Origin of the sequence: Sporosarcina sp. P17b, assembly GCF_002743115.1 — a bacterium.
GTDB lineage: Bacteria > Bacillota > Bacilli > Bacillales_A > Planococcaceae > Sporosarcina > Sporosarcina ureae_C.
In genome coordinates, this window is the sequence record NZ_PDYP01000009.1 from 39,702 (window position 1) to 56,029 (window position 16,328).

The window sequence follows — 16,328 nt, forward strand, 5'->3', positions numbered from 1 at the left end:
AAAGGAGGGAACCCTTCGATGAGTGAAACAGCACCATATTTAATCGGTAGGCCGGTCGTGACGATTTTCCATAATACGACGAATCTATTTTCCATCGTCAAGTTAAAAGTCACTTCCACCAATACTGATTACCGCGACAGTGAAATAGTGATCAAAGGCTCTTTCCCTCCTCTCGTCGCGGAAGAAGATTACAAATTCACAGGACGACTCGTTAACCATCCAGTACATGGACAGCAGTTCGACGTGCAGACATTCTCAAAAGAGTTGCCTGCGACAGAGGCGGGTCTGATCCTGTACTTATCTGGTGATTTATTTCCTGGAATCGGCAAGAAAACAGCTAGTGATATAGTGAAGACACTCGGCAATAACGTCATCCAGAAAGTCCTTGAAGACCGCAGTGTACTGGATCAGATTCCGCGTTTGAGTGACGAACGGAAAGATACGCTCGTTTCAGTCTTGCAGGAGAATCTAGGTCTTGAACGTACTATGGTGCAACTCAATGAATGGGGCTTCGGTCCGCAAGTGGCTATGCGTATATACCAAGCGTATCAAGATGATGCCATCACGATTCTGACGGAAAATCCATATCGTTTAATTAAAGAAATTGAAGGGATCGGCTTTCAACGTGCAGATGATCTCGCGAAGCAACTCGGGCTCGTAGGAGATCATCCTGCGCGTATTAAAGCAGCTGTTTATTACAGCGTACATAGTGAAGTACAGACAGCAGGACATGTCTACGTAGAGTCAGAGGTGATCTTGCCGCAAGCGAAGCAGCTACTTGAATCGAGTCAGGCACATATTATCTCGTACGAATCGATCACCCAAGCCGTGATTGAACTCGTCGAAGAAGGCACACTGTCTGCTGAAATGCAGCGACTCTATTTACCCTCTCTTTATTTTTCGGAAATTGGGATTGCCGCTAAAGTCAATAAAATTCTCGAAAATGAAGTCGCGGAACAATTTCCCGCTTCTGAAATACGAAAAGCTATTGGTGAAATAGAGGAACGTTTGGAAGTACAGTATGCCGAAACGCAAGTAGAAGCGATTGAACGCGCCCTTCATTCTTCATTGCTCGTGCTAACAGGTGGACCCGGGACAGGTAAGACGACCGTCATAAGAGGTTTAGTTGAGGCGTACGCAGAACTGCATGGCATCTCACTTGACATTGAAGAGTATGCACGTAAAAAAGAACCGTTTCCGATCATCTTAGCAGCCCCTACCGGACGCGCGGCGAAACGGATGTCCGAATCAACCGGATTACCTGCCATGACGATCCACCGTCTACTCGGATTTACGGGTCAGGACGCCGAAGAAGAGACGGAGCGAGAAGTGGATGGCAATCTCATCATCATTGACGAAACGTCCATGGTCGATACATGGCTCATGCATCAGCTGTTAAAAGCTGTCCGCAACGATGCACAGTTATTATTCGTTGGAGATCAGGATCAACTACCTTCTGTAGGACCTGGACAAGTGTTGCATGACTTCATGCAGTCAGGAAAAATTCCGGTCGTTGAACTGACCGATATTTTCCGGCAAAGTGAAGGCTCAACCATCATCGAAATGGCCCATATGATCAAACAAAAAGAATGGACGATGGATGTTACAAAGAAGACGTCGGATCGGTCGTTTATTAAAGCGTCGAGTGATCAAATTTTGCCTGCAGTTAAACAAATCATTCAAAACGCCACATCCAAAGGGCATTCCATTAAAGATATTCAAGTGCTAGCGCCGATGTACAAAGGTCCAGCAGGCATAGATGGTTTGAATAAGATGATACAAGAAGTCACGAATCCACCTGCCGAAGGAAGAAAAGAAATGGTTTTCGGAGAAACGACGTATCGTGTCGGGGATAAAGTTCTGCAACTCGTCAATCAGCCGGAAAGTAATGTTTTCAATGGGGATATGGGAGAAGTCGTTGCGATCATGCTAGCGAAAGAAACGACTGACAAAAAAGCGATCATGGTCGTTTCGTACGACGGCAATGAAGTGCAATACGAGCGAAGCGACTTGAATCAGCTGACACTTGCGTATTGTTGTTCTATTCATAAATCCCAAGGTAGTGAATTTCCAATCGTTGTCATGCCGATCGTCAGAAGTCAGCGGAAAATGTTACGGCGTAATCTGCTGTACACAGGGATTACGCGTGCAAAGAACTTCTTAATACTTTGCGGTGAAGCAGAAGAATTTAAAGCAGGCATTGCGCGCACCGACGAAACCGAGCGACAGACGACACTTCAAGAACGCATAACTGGGGAAACACAAGAAGTTCAGACTACACAAACCGTGGAAACAATCTCACTCGATACAGCACCTGCAAAAGTGACGGCTGAACCACAAGATATGTCACAAGCGAAGTTAACGATGGACAATTTTACTGCAATTGATCCGCTCATAGGTATGAACAATGTGTCACCACTCGACTTTCTTGAAGTGACTGATTGACAAAGCGAGAGAACTTTCCTATAATTCGTTTAGAAATAATGAAAAACGTTGAAGGAACAAGTACCTGTTTATTCTGTGCAAAAGAAAAGAGCTTCTTGGCTGAAAAGGCTCTCTCAGATCTACGGCGAACGCTATTCCGAAGTTGCAGGCTAATCCCTGCCGTCTTGCCGCGTTAAGGCAACTCGAGATACCGCTTCATGCGGTAATTAGGGTGGTACCGCGATCAATGAAACCTTCGCCCCTTTATACAAGGGGGGGAGTTTTTTTAATTTTAGGAGGAGTAAAACGATGAAGAAACTTACGGCAGCTGAAATCCGCCAAATGTTTTTAGACTATTTTAAAGAGCACGGACATAATGTAGAACCATCAGCTGCATTAGTACCAGTTGATGACGCATCACTATTATGGATCAACAGTGGAGTCGCAACATTGAAAAAGTATTTTGATGGAAGAGTAATTCCTGAGAACCCACGGATTGCAAATGCGCAAAAATCGATTCGTACAAACGACATTGAAAACGTCGGCTACACAGCGCGCCACCATACGTTCTTTGAAATGCTCGGCAACTTTTCAATAGGTGATTATTTCAAAGAAGAAGCTATCATCCGTGCGTGGGACTTCCTGACTAATGAACAGTGGATCGGTTTTGATCCGGAACTTTTATCTGTAACTATCCATCCAGAAGATGAAGAAGCATACACTATTTGGAAAGATCAAATTGGCATTCCAGTAGAGCGTATCATTCGTCTTGAAGGAAACTTCTGGGATATCGGCGAAGGCCCAAGTGGTCCGAACTCTGAAATCTTCTATGATCGCGGACCTAGTTACGGTGACGATTTCTCAGATCCAGAATTATATCCAGGTGGAGAAAATGAACGCTATTTAGAAATCTGGAACTTAGTATTCTCTGAGTTCAATCATAATCCTGATCACACGTATACACCGCTTCCAAAGAAAAACATCGATACAGGAATGGGTCTCGAGCGTATGGCATCCGTAATTCAAGATGTACCTACAAACTTCGATACAGATTTGTTCTTACCGATTATTGAAGCGGTTGAAAATGTATCAGGCAGAAAATATGGTGAAACGACGCAAGCGGATATTGCGTTTAAAGTCATCTCAGATCACATCCGTACCGTAGCCTTCGCAATCGGTGACGGCGCACTTCCGTCCAATGAAGGTCGCGGATATGTGCTGCGTCGTCTATTGAGAAGAGCGGTTCGTTTCGCGAAACAATTAGGCATCGATAAGCCATTCATGTACATGCTCGTACCGATTGTCGGAGATATCATGAAAGACTTCTACCCAGAAGTCCATGATAAACAAGCATTCATTATGAAAGTCGTGAAAAACGAAGAAGATCGTTTCCACGAAACATTGCATGACGGAATGGCGATCTTAACGACAATCATTGAAAAAGCAAAAGCTTCAGATTTGCCAATCGTTTCAGGCAGCGACGCGTTCAAACTTTATGACACATATGGCTTCCCGTTTGAACTAACAGAGGAATTTGCTTTAGAAGAAAATGTGGCAGTTGACCGTATCGGGTTTGACGAAGAAATGGCTGCACAACGAAATCGTGCACGTGCTGCGCGTGCAACGTCTGACTCCATGCATGTTCAATCCGGCGTGCTTGGTGAAGTGCATGAGGCAAGTGAGTTCATTGGCTATAGTCAACTAGAAACGAATGCGATCGTCAGTGTACTTGTGCAAGACGGTCAACGTATCGCACATGCATCTGAAGGTGAAACGGTACAAATTATTTTGGATCAGACACCGTTTTATGCAGAAAGTGGCGGTCAAGTAGCGGATAAAGGCACGATCTCAAACGAGTCGTTCACGGCAGAAGTTCGTGATGTCAAAAAAGCCCCTAATGGACAGAACTTGCACACCGTCTTTATCAGTTCAGGTGAATTGAATGAAGGAGTAACAGTCGTCGCTAAAGTAGACGAGTTCTCCCGCAATCTGACAGTGAAGAATCATACAGCTACACACTTATTACATCGTGCGTTAAAAGATGTCCTTGGTGAACACGTCAATCAAGCAGGATCATATGTTGGCCCGGATCGTCTTCGCTTTGACTTCTCCCATTTTGGACAAGTTACAAAAGAAGAACTAGAGCGCATCGAATTCCAAGTCAATGAACAAATTTGGGCAGGTACGCCAGTCAACACAATGGTATCACCGATAGCTGAAGCGAAAGAAATGGGTGCGATGGCATTGTTCGGCGAGAAATACGGTGATATCGTACGCGTCGTCAAAGTCGGAGATTACTCAATCGAGCTATGTGGAGGATGCCACGTTCGCAATACGTCCGATATTAACGTATTCAAAATCGTTTCTGAAGGCGGAATCGGTGCAGGTACTCGACGCATTGAAGCATTTACGGGTGGACAAGCTTTCCGTTCATTCAAAGAAGATCAAGCGGTCATCGATCAAGTAGCAACAACGGCTAAAGCAACTCCAAAAACGGTCGTCACAAAAGTTGAATCGATTCTAGCAGACTTTAAAGAACTTCAGCGAGAAAACGAATCACTGCAAGCGAAGATGGGCAACAGTCAATTGGCAAGCGTTATGGAAACAGCTCAGCAAATCGAAGACGTCACAGTTATTTCTGCAAATGTAGAAGTGAAAGACAACAACGGTTTACGTCAATTAATCGATGAAATGAAACAAAAAACTTCCAAAGGCGTCATTGTACTTGGTACAGTAACGGATGGGAAAGTCATGCTGGCAGCGGGAGTTACCGATGATTTAAAAGGTAGCAACTACCACGCAGGAAAAATCGTCAACCATGTTGCATCTCTCTGTGGCGGAAAAGGTGGCGGTCGCCCAGACATGGCAATGGCTGGAGCAAAAGATGCGTCAAAACTTGATGATGCGCTTCAATCCGTGTATGATTATGTAAAATCTGTTTAACCATTATGTAGAGCGATTATGTTAGGGAAATAGATAAGATGTACGATGTTTAATCTATACGACCTTTTTATAGTAAGAAGTTAATTCGTTATACACATAAATGGAAATCGGAAAGCGGGGTGTCGAGTATGAGTTCATCAGATGAAACGATGAAGTTCAACTTTCCTGAGGAGTCAATGGAGGAAGAAGTCAAATCAGTCATGCTCCACGTTTACAAATCATTAGAAGAAAAAGGGTACAACCCGATTAATCAGATGGTCGGCTATTTACTATCTGGAGATCCAGCCTATATTCCACGCCACGAAGACGCTCGTAGTCTGATTCGGAAACTGGAACGAGATGAAATTCTAGAAGAATTAGTCAAGTTCTACATTCGGGAGAATAGAGGCAAATCCGAATGAGAACTATGGGATTGGATGTCGGCTCAAAAACAGTCGGCATTGCGATAAGTGACAGTCTCGGTTGGACAGCCCAAGGAATCGAAACGATCAAAATTGATGAGGCGGTAGGTTCTTTCGGGATGAAACGAGTCAAACAGCTAATAGAAGAATACGAAGTGACAAAATTTGTCGTCGGGTACCCGAAGAATATGAATAATACCATTGGGCCCCGCGGCGAAGCTTCCGAACAGTACGCAGAGAAATTGCGAGAAAAGTTCGGTTTACCTGTTGTATTATGGGATGAAAGATTAACGACTATGGCTGCAGAACGCGTTTTAATCGATGCCGATGTGAGTCGAAAAAAACGTAAAGAAGTCATAGACAAAATGGCAGCAGTTATGATTTTGCAAGGATATTTAGATTCACAAAAAATTTAGAGGTGATTACACAATGGAACACGGACAAGAGAACATGACAATCGTAGATGAGAACGGCGAAGAGCACGTATGTGAAGTAATTTTAACATTTGATTCAAAAGAATATGAAAGATCATACGTCCTGTATCATATTTTAGACGGCGAAGAGAGAGACGATGACGAGGAAGTTGAAATCCACGCGTCCGCATTCATTCCGACTGAAGAAGGACAAGATGGTGGTTCACTTCTTGAAATTGAGTCCGATGAAGAATGGGATATGATCGAAGAAGTTTTGAACACATTCCTTGAAGAAGAAGACGAGTAAACGATAATAGTATGTGACGGGCGGAATGGTGCTGACCGTTCCGTCTTTTTTAGTTAATTGATCCATAGCGGAAGAAGAGGTGAGGCTTGTGGAAAAAGAGCCCCAAAGAAAAAAAGATGTCATGTTTGAACGAATGTTGGAGCAAAAGGAAGAAGTGAGAACCGTTAGAAAAATAGTACTTTGGATTGTTGCGATTGTATTGGTTGTAGGGATAGTAGGAGGCTTTTCAGTCTATACATACATAAAAGGCGCGTTGCAACCCGTTGATCCGTATTCGGAAAAAGTAATAGAAGTAGAAATTCCAATAGGTTCAGGTTTGGATACAATTTCTGAAAAACTGGAAAAGTCGGGTATTATTAAAAGTGCACGGATCTTTAAATACTACGCAAAAGTAAATAACGAAGCAGATTTCCAAGCAGGAACATATGGCTTGTCACAGTCGATGACGCCTGATGAATTAATCGAGAGTCTAAAAACAGGTGTAGTCTACCGAACGCCAGCATTTACGCTTGTGATTCCGGAAGGTTTAACACTTGATCAAATTGCAGAAAAAACGAGTGAAAAGACGACAATTACTTCAGAACAGTTTATGAAGTACGTGACGGACGAACAAGTCATTGCAGAATATATGACGAAGTATCCAGAAGTGATAACGGATGAAATTCTAAATGAAAATATCCGCTATGCTCTAGAAGGTTATTTATTCCCAGCTACTTATCCATTCTATGAAGAAAAACCGACTGTAAAAGAAGTTGTGGATACGATGGTAGATGCGACTGTACAGAACGTCATTCCGTATAAAGCCTACTGGGCACCAGAAGATGAAGAACTGAAGAAAAGTCGTTCAGTCCATAAAATGCTGACATTTGCTTCATTGTTGGAAAAAGAAGCAACAGGCGAAACGGATCGTCAAACGATTGCGAGTATCTTCAATAACCGCATTGCACAAGGTATGCCATTGCAGACCGATCCAACCGTTCTATATGCACTGGGCGAACACAAAGCCCGCGTGATGAACGAAGATCTAAAAGTGGACAATGTCTATAATACGTATAAAAATAAAGGATTACCGCCCGGCCCGATTGCAAATGCTGGAACAGCTTCCTTACAGGCGACAGTTGAACCGTCTAAAACAGGATATCTATTCTTCCTAGCAGATAAAGACGGTAACAATCACTATGCCAAAACGTATGAAGAACACTTGAAAAACAAAGCCGAATTTATTGATAGCCAGTATAAATAATACGTTGTAAAGGGGAAGTGTATATGACGGACTACACTGCGTACATTAGCCGCTTTGCAGAAGGAAAAGAGCCGCTCATCCTTGAAATGGAACGCTACGCTGAAGAACACCGTGTGCCAATCATGGATGATGCAGGTCTTTATACGTTGATCGGGTTGCTGAAAATCCAGCAACCTAAGCGTATACTCGAAATCGGAAGTGCGATCGGCTATTCGGCTATTCGATTAGCAAAAGCGTTTCCGGACGCAATCATTTATACAGTCGAGCGCGACACGGAACGTTATGAGAAAGCAGTCGAGAACATTGAGCGTAGCGGATTGCGAGAGCGCATCACAATCATTCATGCAGATGCACTGGAACTGGATGAAACGACATTACAACAGCAACCATTTGATGCACTGTTCATAGATGCAGCAAAAGGACAATATCGAAAGTTTTTCGACAAATACAGTCCTCTTGTTGGTGCGTTAGGTGTAATTTATTGTGATAATATGTTTATGCATGGTATGGTGCTGTTGGAAGATGCAGACATACCAAAACGTAACCGAACAATGATTCGAAATTTGCAGCAATTCACGAGCTGGGCGATGCGCAATGAACAGTATGAAACGTCATTGTTACCAATAGGTGACGGCATTTTGATAGCCGTGAAAAAGTAGTGAAGAGTAGACCGTAAAGGGGAATAGTTGTGAAGAAAAAACCTGTCGTGATCGGTATTACCGGAGGTTCAGGATCCGGAAAAACTAGTGTCACCAAAAAGATACATGAAGTATTCCAAGGTCATTCAGTCGTTGTCATTGAACAAGACGATTACTATAAAGATCAATCACATTTGGCATTTAATGAAAGATTACAAACGAATTATGATCATCCGCTAGCGTTCGATACAGATTTACTGATTCAACATATCCATCAGTTGATCAACAGACAGTCAATCGAAAAGCCGACATATGATTATACTTTGCACACACGGGCGACTGAAAAAGAAGTGGTAGAGTCACAAGACGTTATCATTCTTGAAGGAATATTAGTCTTAGAAGATGAACGTTTGCGTGATCTTATGGATATTAAGTTGTTTGTTGATACCGATTCAGATATACGAATTATTCGTCGTATTTTACGGGACATCCATGATCGTGGACGGACGGTAGATTCTGTCGTAGAACAATATATGACGGTTGTTCGTCCTATGCACAATCAATTCATTGAACCTACAAAAAAGTATGCTAATATAATCATTCCCGAAGGCGGCGAGAACGCGGTTGCGATTGATTTAATGGTAACGAAGATAAAAACAATTCTTGCATCTGTCGATGAAGTATAATATGATGATGACATAATTTTAAATCAATTCAACATCCGCCTGTTTATATAAGTAAATGAGGATGTGCGCAAGACATGCAAGGGCTTTTTTTCGTTCAGACGAGTAAAAGGAATGAAAAGAAGAAAAGTTAAAACTAAAATAGTTCCACTATGTCACATAATTAAAGTTAGTGTGGCATAGTATTTTTTATGAACAGAAATTTGAGGAGTGTTATTAAATGGTTTCAGAAAAAAAGTTTCCAATGACAGCTGCAGGTAAAGCAAAGTTAGAAGAAGAATTAGAGTATTTGAAAACGGTTAAACGTGTGGAAGTAGTAGAAAGAATCAAAATCGCACGTAGTTACGGTGATTTATCGGAAAACTCCGAGTACGATTCAGCGAAAGAAGACCAGGCATTTGTCGAAGGGAAGATTTCTTCTATTGAAGGAATGATTCGCAATGCAGTCATTATTACTGAAAATGAATTAAATACGGATGAAGTTCAATTAGGTAAGACGGTCACATTCAGAGAAATTCCTGACGGTGACAAAGAGACATATACAATTGTAGGATCAGCAGAAGCGAATCCTCTAGAAGGTATGATCTCAAACGACTCACCAATTGCAAAAGCATTAATTGGTCGTAAGAAAGACGAAAAAGTTAGGATTCAAACTCCCGGCGGTGAAATGTCAGTAGAGATACTCGAGATAAAGTGACACACGTACCGTCTTCTTATTTGTAGAAGACGGTATTGCTTATTTTGATCAATTCCCACTACGGGATTTGTGTTTCATTTCATAGTAAAGGAGTCGTCAAAAATGCCAGATGAAGGTCCAAAGTATTCAAGATCATCAAGAAAACAAGGTAGTAAAGCAAACAAAGTGAATAGAGCATTGAATATTTCAATAGGCGTCGTAGTTTTTCTGATTGCAGTGGTTGCTATTATTTTTATAACAGGTGATGACGACAAAAATGAAGTAGCGATTGAAAAGCCCGAAGAATCTACTCAGTCCGATACAGCACCAATTGAACCTATTGTTTTAGATGATGAAGATGATACGGACAAGCCTGATACGGAAGATTCTGAACCAACAGAAGTGGAAGAGCCAGAAGTTCAAGCTCCTGAAGAAACTAACGAAGTGGTAAATGAAGTTGTGGAAGAACCGGAAGCACCTAAAGTAGAAGAACCGAAAAAAGAACAGCCGAAAAAGGAACAACCAAAAAAAGAGCAACCGAAGAAAGAAACTTCTTCTGATTCCGGTAAGAAAGCTATTGTAAATCCTGACTGGAAACCTGTTGGTACAAAGCAAACAGGCGAGCACGTCTCGAAGTACGATGGTCAATCCGACGATTGGAATGAAAAAAAGAAAGCCATCTCCTATGCGACAGGACTGTCTGAAGATCAGTTATATTTTGATCGCATTCAAAATGGAGGAAGTCCTCAAAAATCAGAAGGTATTGTCAGAAGTAAAGATAATTCCAAAAAATATAAAGTATATCTAGAGTGGGTTGACGGTCAAGGCTGGAAACCAGTGAAAATGGATGTATTGAAGTAAGGATATCAAACTACCGATGTGCTGCTTTTTTGCAGCACATTCTAGTTAGTGAAAAAGAGGAGAGGGCATAAATGAAAATAGCAATCGTAGGAGCAATGGAGGAAGAAGTTGAAATATTGCGCAGAGAAATCGGTCTTGGGAAGATTACAACGATCGGCAACTGTGAGTTTATCGAAGGTAAGGTAGGTAAGCACCAAGTGATTGTGACGAAGAGTGGCATTGGTAAAGTAAACGCTGCCATGGCAACAACAATCCTACTACAAAACTACAAACCGGACGTAGTCTTGAATACAGGTTCTGCGGGTGGAACAAATCCTGAACTCGAAGTAGGAACGATTGTCATATCGGATTATGTCCTGCATCATGATGTCGATGTAACCGCATTCGGATACGAGCTAGGACAAGTACCACAACTTCCTGCAAGTTTCCCTTCAGATTCTACACTAATTGGTTTCGCTAGAGAAGCCGTCATTGAATTAGATACATATGAACATTGTGTAGGTACGATCGCTTCAGCTGATACTTTCATGGATGATCCTGAAAAAGTGTTACAAGTTAAAAGTAGATTTCCACGAGTGATCGCAGTAGAAATGGAAGCTGCGGCTGTTGCTCAAGTTTGTTATCAATTCAATACACGTTGTGTAGTAATCCGTGCACTATCTGATATTGCCGGAAAAGAATCCACAGTCAGTTTCGAAGAATTTCTACCGCTTGCTGCCAAACACTCGTCACAGATAGTTTTGCGTGTCATCTCGAAACTTTGATCGTTCTATGATAAAATGACTAAGTAGACAGACCAGCAGTTCGTTTGGTTGAGAGGAGGGACATTCAATGGGATTCTTAATGGGTGGAGTATTTATCGTCACTGCACTATTGGCACTAATTATTTTACGCGAGGTTAAAGCTGACTAAGAATAAAATTAAAGCGTTTCCGGTGTGCGGGGGCTGTGGCCCAAGGTTGCACGATCGGAAACGCTTTTTGTATTATTGATATTCATGCTTGAACGATTGATACAATTTGACGATTGCCCGCTTCTCGATTCGTGAAACATAACTTCTGGAAATATTTAATTGCTCTGCGATTTCTTTTTGGGTCATCGGCTGATCGTCTAACAAGCCGTATCGTCTTTGGATGATTTCGAGCTCCCGTGAATCTAGCTTGTTCAAATGTCGGTATAGCCGCTCTTTTTGTTCGTTTTGTTCTACGGTTGTTTGTGGAGGTATGTCGTTTGTTTGAAGGAGGTCTGCGATTTCCAAGGATTGGCCGTCTTTATCCATGCCGATTGGTTCGTAGAGGGAGACATCTTTTTGTACCTTTTTCTGTGTTCGTAAATACATAAGTATTTCATTTTCGATACAGCGCGCAGCATACGTAGCAAGCTTTGTTTTACGGTCTGGCGTAAAGCTATTGACGGCTTTCATCAGACCAATCGCCCCGATTGAAATATAATCATCAAGCAGTTCATGCTTCGGTTGAAACTTCTTGACGATATGGGCGACCAAACGCATATTGTGTTCGATAAGTTCATCTCGTGCACTTTCATCGCCTTCAGCTAATCGTCTCAGGCATTCGGCTTCTTCCTTCTTGGACAACGGACGAAGGAAAGCTTGACCTCTGATGTATCCGATTAGCGCGGGGATCTCTAACCATAATTGCATGACGGCCAGGAAAAACCCGCTCATGTGACCACCTCCGATTATTGGTAGTTTACTCTATGCAAACAACGGATGGTCTATCACTGACAAGAAAAGCGATAAAATCAGACATAGTTGTGCGTGCATAGTACACAACTATGTTATAATCAGACAAGAATTTGTTGTAGGGCGGAGAGGATAATGTGTTAAATCGTTTTTTACCGAGCGCATATGTTAAATCAGTATTTTTGATCAAACCGGAAGACCTGATTGAAAATGGTATTAAGGGCATCATTACGGATTTAGACAATACACTCGTTGAATGGGATCGTGCAGATGCCACGGAAGATATTATGGCATGGTTCAAATCAATGCGCGATGCCGGTTTACAAATTACAGTTGTTTCCAATAACCATATAGAGCGCGTTAGTCACTTTTGTGACCCGTTAGGCATCCCGTATATTTGCGAAGCGCGAAAGCCGTTGAAGAGATCATTTTATCAAGCAATGGCTACGTTAGGATTGCCTAAAAAAGAAATCGTTATGATTGGTGATCAATTATTGACAGATGTCTTGGGTGCGAATCGAGTGGGGTTACAGACGATATTGGTCGTCCCTGTGGCAAGTTCCGATGCGCCAATCACGAAGTTCAACCGCGCGATTGAACGACGGATTATGGCAAGGTTTAGAAGAAAAGGATTACTTACGTGGGAGGACTAAATTTGGAATTGATCAAATGTATTGGATGCGGTATTACAATCCAAACAACCGATAAAACTGCAGAAGGCTATGCACCACCTGCTTCTTTAGAGAAGGAAGATGTTATTTGCCAGCGTTGTTTTAAATTACGGAACTATAATGAACTACAGCCAGTTTCCTTATCAGGAGACGATTTTTTAGCGATTCTAAATGGAATCGGTGAGAAACAAGGTTTAATCGTCAAAGTCGTGGATATCTTTGATTTCAACGGTAGCTGGATTAATGGCCTGCATCGCTTTGTAGGCAAGAAAGACATCTTGTTGATCGGTAATAAAGCAGATATTTTGCCGAAAGCGATTAATCCGCAACGAGTGAAGAATTGGATGAAGGCAGAAGCGGCAAAGCTTGGCTTAAAACCGATTGACGTCTTGCTCGTTTCTGCTGTAAAAGGGAACGGCATGAGTGAAGCACTCGACGCAATCGAGAAATACCGTAAAGGTAAAGACGTCTATGTAGTCGGTTGTACGAATGTAGGGAAATCTACGTTTATTAATCGGATCATCAAAGATGCGACGGGTATGGAGGATGTCATTACGACGTCTTATTTCCCTGGAACAACGCTTGATGTAGTAGAAATTCCATTGGACGATGGAAAAATGCTGATGGATACACCAGGGATCATCAATGATCACCAAATGGCCCATCACTTAGATGCGCACGATTTAAAATTAATTACACCGAAAAAAGAGTTGAAGCCGAAAGTCTATCAACTGAATGCGGAACAGACTTTGTTCATTGGTGGACTGGCACGTTTTGATTTCATTCAAGGTGGACGTTCTTCATTCAATATTTACGCAGCGAATGCATTACCGGTTCATCGGACAAAGCTTGAAAATGCAGATGAGCTATTTAAAAATCATCTAGGTGACATGCTTTCTCCACCTGGACCTGCATCCCTCGAAAATTTGCCGCCACTTGTGCGCCATGAATTTTCGATTAAGGAAGCAAAGACAGACATAGTTATTTCAGGTCTTGGCTGGATTACGATTCAGCATGCGAATGTAAAAGTGGCTGTACATGCACCAAAAGGTGTGAATGTCGTAATCAGACCTTCATTGATTTAATAGGGCTAGGAGGAATGACCAATTGAAAAAATGGTATGCGGTAGTAGGCGATCCGATCGCGCAATCGATGTCACCGGTCATGCACGATCAGTGGTTTGATGAAAACGATTTGGACGCGACGTATATACCGATTCATGCAACAGCGGGAAGCTTGGAACAAACGATCAACAGTTTGCGTACACTCGGATGCAGCGGTTGGAATGTGACAGTACCCCATAAACAAGCAATTATTCCTTTCCTTGATGAAGTGGATCAATCAGCGAGGGTCATGAATGCGGTGAATACAGTCTACCAAACCGATCAAGGTAAACTAATCGGTGCCAATACAGATGGTGCAGGTTTTGTGAAGTCTTTGGAGGAGTTTTCCGAATCAGTTACAGGTCCTGTATTACTTATAGGAGCTGGCGGAGCGGCTAGAGGTATCGCCTTTGCTTTGCAGTCAGCTGGCTATGGACCACTCTATTTCACGAATAGGACCGCTTCAAGGGCCGCAGAACTGGCGACAGCGATGGATGACGGTCATGCGCTATCTATTGAAGATGCAGAAGAACGTCTTGGGGAGTTCGGACTGGTCGTCCAAACTACTTCAGTCGGTATGAACTTTGCGCAAGAAGGGATTCCACTTGATCCAAAGAATATCGCAAGTGGTGTCGTAGTGGCGGATATTATTTATAATCCGCTTGAAACCGAATTTTTACGACAAGCAAAACAAGCAGGTGCCAAGACGATGAATGGCGTAGGAATGTTCGTCCATCAAGGCGCGTTAGCTTTTGACAAGTGGACAGGCGTCTATCCTGACACGAAAAGAATGACAGATACGATTACAATGAAAGTTGGCGGGTAAACATGTTAACAGGTAAACAAAAAAGTTTTTTAAGAAGCGAAGCACATCATTTAGATTCATTATTCCAAATTGGGAAAAGTGGTCTGACAGATGCAATCCTCGCTCAAATCGATGAAGCGCTAGAAGCACGTGAACTACTCAAAGTAAGCGTCCTTCAGAACTGCGACGAGGACAAAAAAGAAATTGCTGAAAAGATTGGCGCGTATAAGGGTATTCACGTAGTTCAAATCATCGGCAGCACAATTGTTTTATACAGAGAATCGACAGAGAAAAAACGCATACAATTACCGTAAGGAGAATCAGATGAAGCGAATTGGCATTTTGGGCGGAACTTTCAATCCGCCGCACACTGGACATTTAATGATCGCCAATGAAGTGCGTCATGCACTGCAGCTGGACGAAGTATGGCTGATGCCTACTGCAGTCCCGCCGCATAAGCTTACGACGGGCGATGCAACAGCAGAGCAACGTCTACAAATGGTGAAGCTAGCGGCAGATGAAGTGGAAGGCTTGCGTGCATCTTCGTATGAAATTGAGCGTGGCGGAGTATCATTTACATACGATACGATGTCTCAATTAGTTTTGGACGAACCCGATGTTCACTTTCATTTTATCATTGGTGGGGATATGATCGATCAGTTGCCGACATGGTATCGGATTGAAGATTTACTCGATATTATTACGTTTGTCGGTGTAAAGCGCCCAGGTGCTACTAACGCTTCTGCAATCCCGGTACAACTAGTGGAAACACCTCAACTTGATTTGTCATCCACATTGATCCGCCAGCGTTTTGCAGAAGGAGGAACTGTGCAACTTTTGATTCCTTCCTCTGTCGAAGCTTATATTCGAGAGGAGAGATTATATGGATCTTCAACAAGTTCGAATTGATCTGGAACAACGCTTACCAAAAGCACGCTATGAACATGTGTTACGTGTCACGGAAACTGCAAAGAAGTTAGCGGAAGAAGTGGGTGTATCAGTAGAAAAGGCTGAAATTGCTGGCCTATTTCATGATTATGCCAAATTTATGGATAAAGACGAGTTACTCGAATTATTAAAGCGTGACGAAGACTACGAGCTCTATGCGCAGTATCACTCTGAACTATGGCATGCGCCAGTTGGAGCTATGCTTGCGAAAGAGCGTTACGGAGTAGAAGATCACGACATCTTGCAGGCAGTCCGTTTCCATACGACAGGACGTGCTGGGATGAGCGACCTAGAGAAAGTAATTTATATTGCAGATTTAATTGAACCAGGAAGAAAGTTTCCGGGGATCGAAGAACTTCGCCAACGTATTGACGGAGAACCGCTGGAAGATCAAATGACCGAATGTATCCAGCACACATTTAAATTTTTAGTTCAGCGATACGCAGTCATTTTTCCTCATTCATTTGATTGTTATAATGACCATGTACGTAGAAGAAAGGAACAGTGAAGT

Annotated in this window: 18 protein-coding genes; 17 read left to right on the top strand and 1 reads right to left on the bottom strand. The window is 42.5% G+C overall.

The window, feature by feature from the left end:
• Window positions 1–18 precede the first annotated feature (18 nt).
• The 11 genes from recD2 (at window position 19) to mtnN (ending at window position 11,353) form a co-directional block, all read left to right on the top strand.
• Window positions 19–2,445: an SF1B family DNA helicase RecD2 gene (recD2, locus tag CSV76_RS11385; RefSeq protein ID WP_099625663.1), complete on the top strand. Its 2,427-nt coding sequence runs from the start codon at window positions 19–21 to the stop codon at window positions 2,443–2,445.
• 288 nt (window positions 2,446–2,733) lie between these two features.
• Complete coding sequence (gene alaS, locus CSV76_RS11390; RefSeq protein WP_099625664.1) at window positions 2,734–5,367, top strand: alanine--tRNA ligase; 2,634 nt, start codon at window positions 2,734–2,736, stop codon at window positions 5,365–5,367.
• Between the two features lie 128 nt (window positions 5,368–5,495).
• Entirely contained in the window at window positions 5,496–5,768 is a 273-nt protein-coding gene (locus CSV76_RS11395; protein ID WP_085428883.1) for an IreB family regulatory phosphoprotein, read from the top strand.
• Window positions 5,765–6,184, top strand: a complete 420-nt coding sequence (ruvX, locus tag CSV76_RS11400; protein ID WP_099625665.1) for a Holliday junction resolvase RuvX — start codon at window positions 5,765–5,767, stop codon at window positions 6,182–6,184. The genes CSV76_RS11395 and ruvX overlap by 4 nt, the downstream gene beginning before the upstream one ends.
• Window positions 6,185–6,197: 13 nt before the next feature.
• Complete coding sequence (locus tag CSV76_RS11405) at window positions 6,198–6,488, top strand: DUF1292 domain-containing protein (protein ID WP_085428885.1); 291 nt, start codon at window positions 6,198–6,200, stop codon at window positions 6,486–6,488.
• A gap of 121 nt (window positions 6,489–6,609) precedes the next feature.
• Window positions 6,610–7,731, top strand: a complete 1,122-nt coding sequence (gene mltG / locus CSV76_RS11410) for an endolytic transglycosylase MltG (RefSeq protein ID WP_099625701.1) — start codon at window positions 6,610–6,612, stop codon at window positions 7,729–7,731.
• Between the two features lie 23 nt (window positions 7,732–7,754).
• Window positions 7,755–8,390: an O-methyltransferase gene (locus CSV76_RS11415; protein WP_099625666.1), complete on the top strand. Its 636-nt coding sequence runs from the start codon at window positions 7,755–7,757 to the stop codon at window positions 8,388–8,390.
• Between the two features lie 29 nt (window positions 8,391–8,419).
• The gene (udk, locus tag CSV76_RS11420; protein WP_085428887.1) at window positions 8,420–9,055 is read left to right on the top strand and encodes a uridine kinase; all 636 of its coding nucleotides are present in this window, start codon (window positions 8,420–8,422) and stop codon (window positions 9,053–9,055) included.
• A 217-nt stretch (window positions 9,056–9,272) separates the two neighbouring features.
• The gene (gene greA, locus CSV76_RS11425; RefSeq protein WP_085428888.1) at window positions 9,273–9,749 is read left to right on the top strand and encodes a transcription elongation factor GreA; all 477 of its coding nucleotides are present in this window, start codon (window positions 9,273–9,275) and stop codon (window positions 9,747–9,749) included.
• A 102-nt stretch (window positions 9,750–9,851) separates the two neighbouring features.
• Window positions 9,852–10,589 carry a DUF1510 family protein gene (locus CSV76_RS11430; RefSeq protein WP_099625667.1) on the top strand — a complete coding sequence of 246 codons (738 nt, stop codon included), beginning with the start codon at window positions 9,852–9,854 and terminating at the stop codon, window positions 10,587–10,589.
• 71 nt (window positions 10,590–10,660) lie between these two features.
• Window positions 10,661–11,353, top strand: a complete 693-nt coding sequence (gene mtnN / locus CSV76_RS11435) for a 5'-methylthioadenosine/S-adenosylhomocysteine nucleosidase (protein WP_085428890.1) — start codon at window positions 10,661–10,663, stop codon at window positions 11,351–11,353.
• A gap of 220 nt (window positions 11,354–11,573) precedes the next feature.
• Here the strand turns inward: mtnN and sigK are convergent, their stop codons facing one another.
• A complete protein-coding gene (gene sigK / locus CSV76_RS11440) occupies window positions 11,574–12,272 on the bottom strand; it encodes an RNA polymerase sporulation sigma factor SigK (RefSeq protein WP_085428891.1) in 699 nt (232 codons plus the stop codon).
• Between the two features lie 155 nt (window positions 12,273–12,427).
• Here sigK and CSV76_RS11445 point away from each other — a divergent pair, with 155 nt between their 5' ends.
• Genes CSV76_RS11445 through yqeK form a run of 6 tightly spaced genes read left to right on the top strand, consistent with a single transcriptional unit; the run spans window position 12,428 to window position 16,325 of the window.
• Window positions 12,428–12,943: a YqeG family HAD IIIA-type phosphatase gene (locus tag CSV76_RS11445; RefSeq protein ID WP_099625668.1), complete on the top strand. Its 516-nt coding sequence runs from the start codon at window positions 12,428–12,430 to the stop codon at window positions 12,941–12,943.
• Between the two features lie 2 nt (window positions 12,944–12,945).
• Window positions 12,946–14,046: a ribosome biogenesis GTPase YqeH gene (yqeH, locus tag CSV76_RS11450; RefSeq protein WP_199170406.1), complete on the top strand. Its 1,101-nt coding sequence runs from the start codon at window positions 12,946–12,948 to the stop codon at window positions 14,044–14,046.
• Window positions 14,047–14,068: 22 nt separating this feature from the next.
• Window positions 14,069–14,890, top strand: coding sequence for a shikimate dehydrogenase (aroE, locus tag CSV76_RS11455; protein ID WP_099625670.1), 822 nt, complete (start codon window positions 14,069–14,071; stop codon window positions 14,888–14,890).
• 2 nt (window positions 14,891–14,892) lie between these two features.
• Entirely contained in the window at window positions 14,893–15,183 is a 291-nt protein-coding gene (gene yhbY, locus CSV76_RS11460) for a ribosome assembly RNA-binding protein YhbY (protein WP_085428895.1), read from the top strand.
• 10 nt (window positions 15,184–15,193) lie between these two features.
• A complete protein-coding gene (locus tag CSV76_RS11465; protein WP_099625671.1) occupies window positions 15,194–15,778 on the top strand; it encodes a nicotinate-nucleotide adenylyltransferase in 585 nt (194 codons plus the stop codon).
• Window positions 15,753–16,325 (top strand): bis(5'-nucleosyl)-tetraphosphatase (symmetrical) YqeK, encoded by a 573-nt coding sequence (gene yqeK, locus CSV76_RS11470; RefSeq protein ID WP_099625672.1) that lies wholly within the window; start codon window positions 15,753–15,755, stop codon window positions 16,323–16,325. The genes CSV76_RS11465 and yqeK overlap by 26 nt, the downstream gene beginning before the upstream one ends.
• Window positions 16,326–16,328 lie beyond the last annotated feature (3 nt).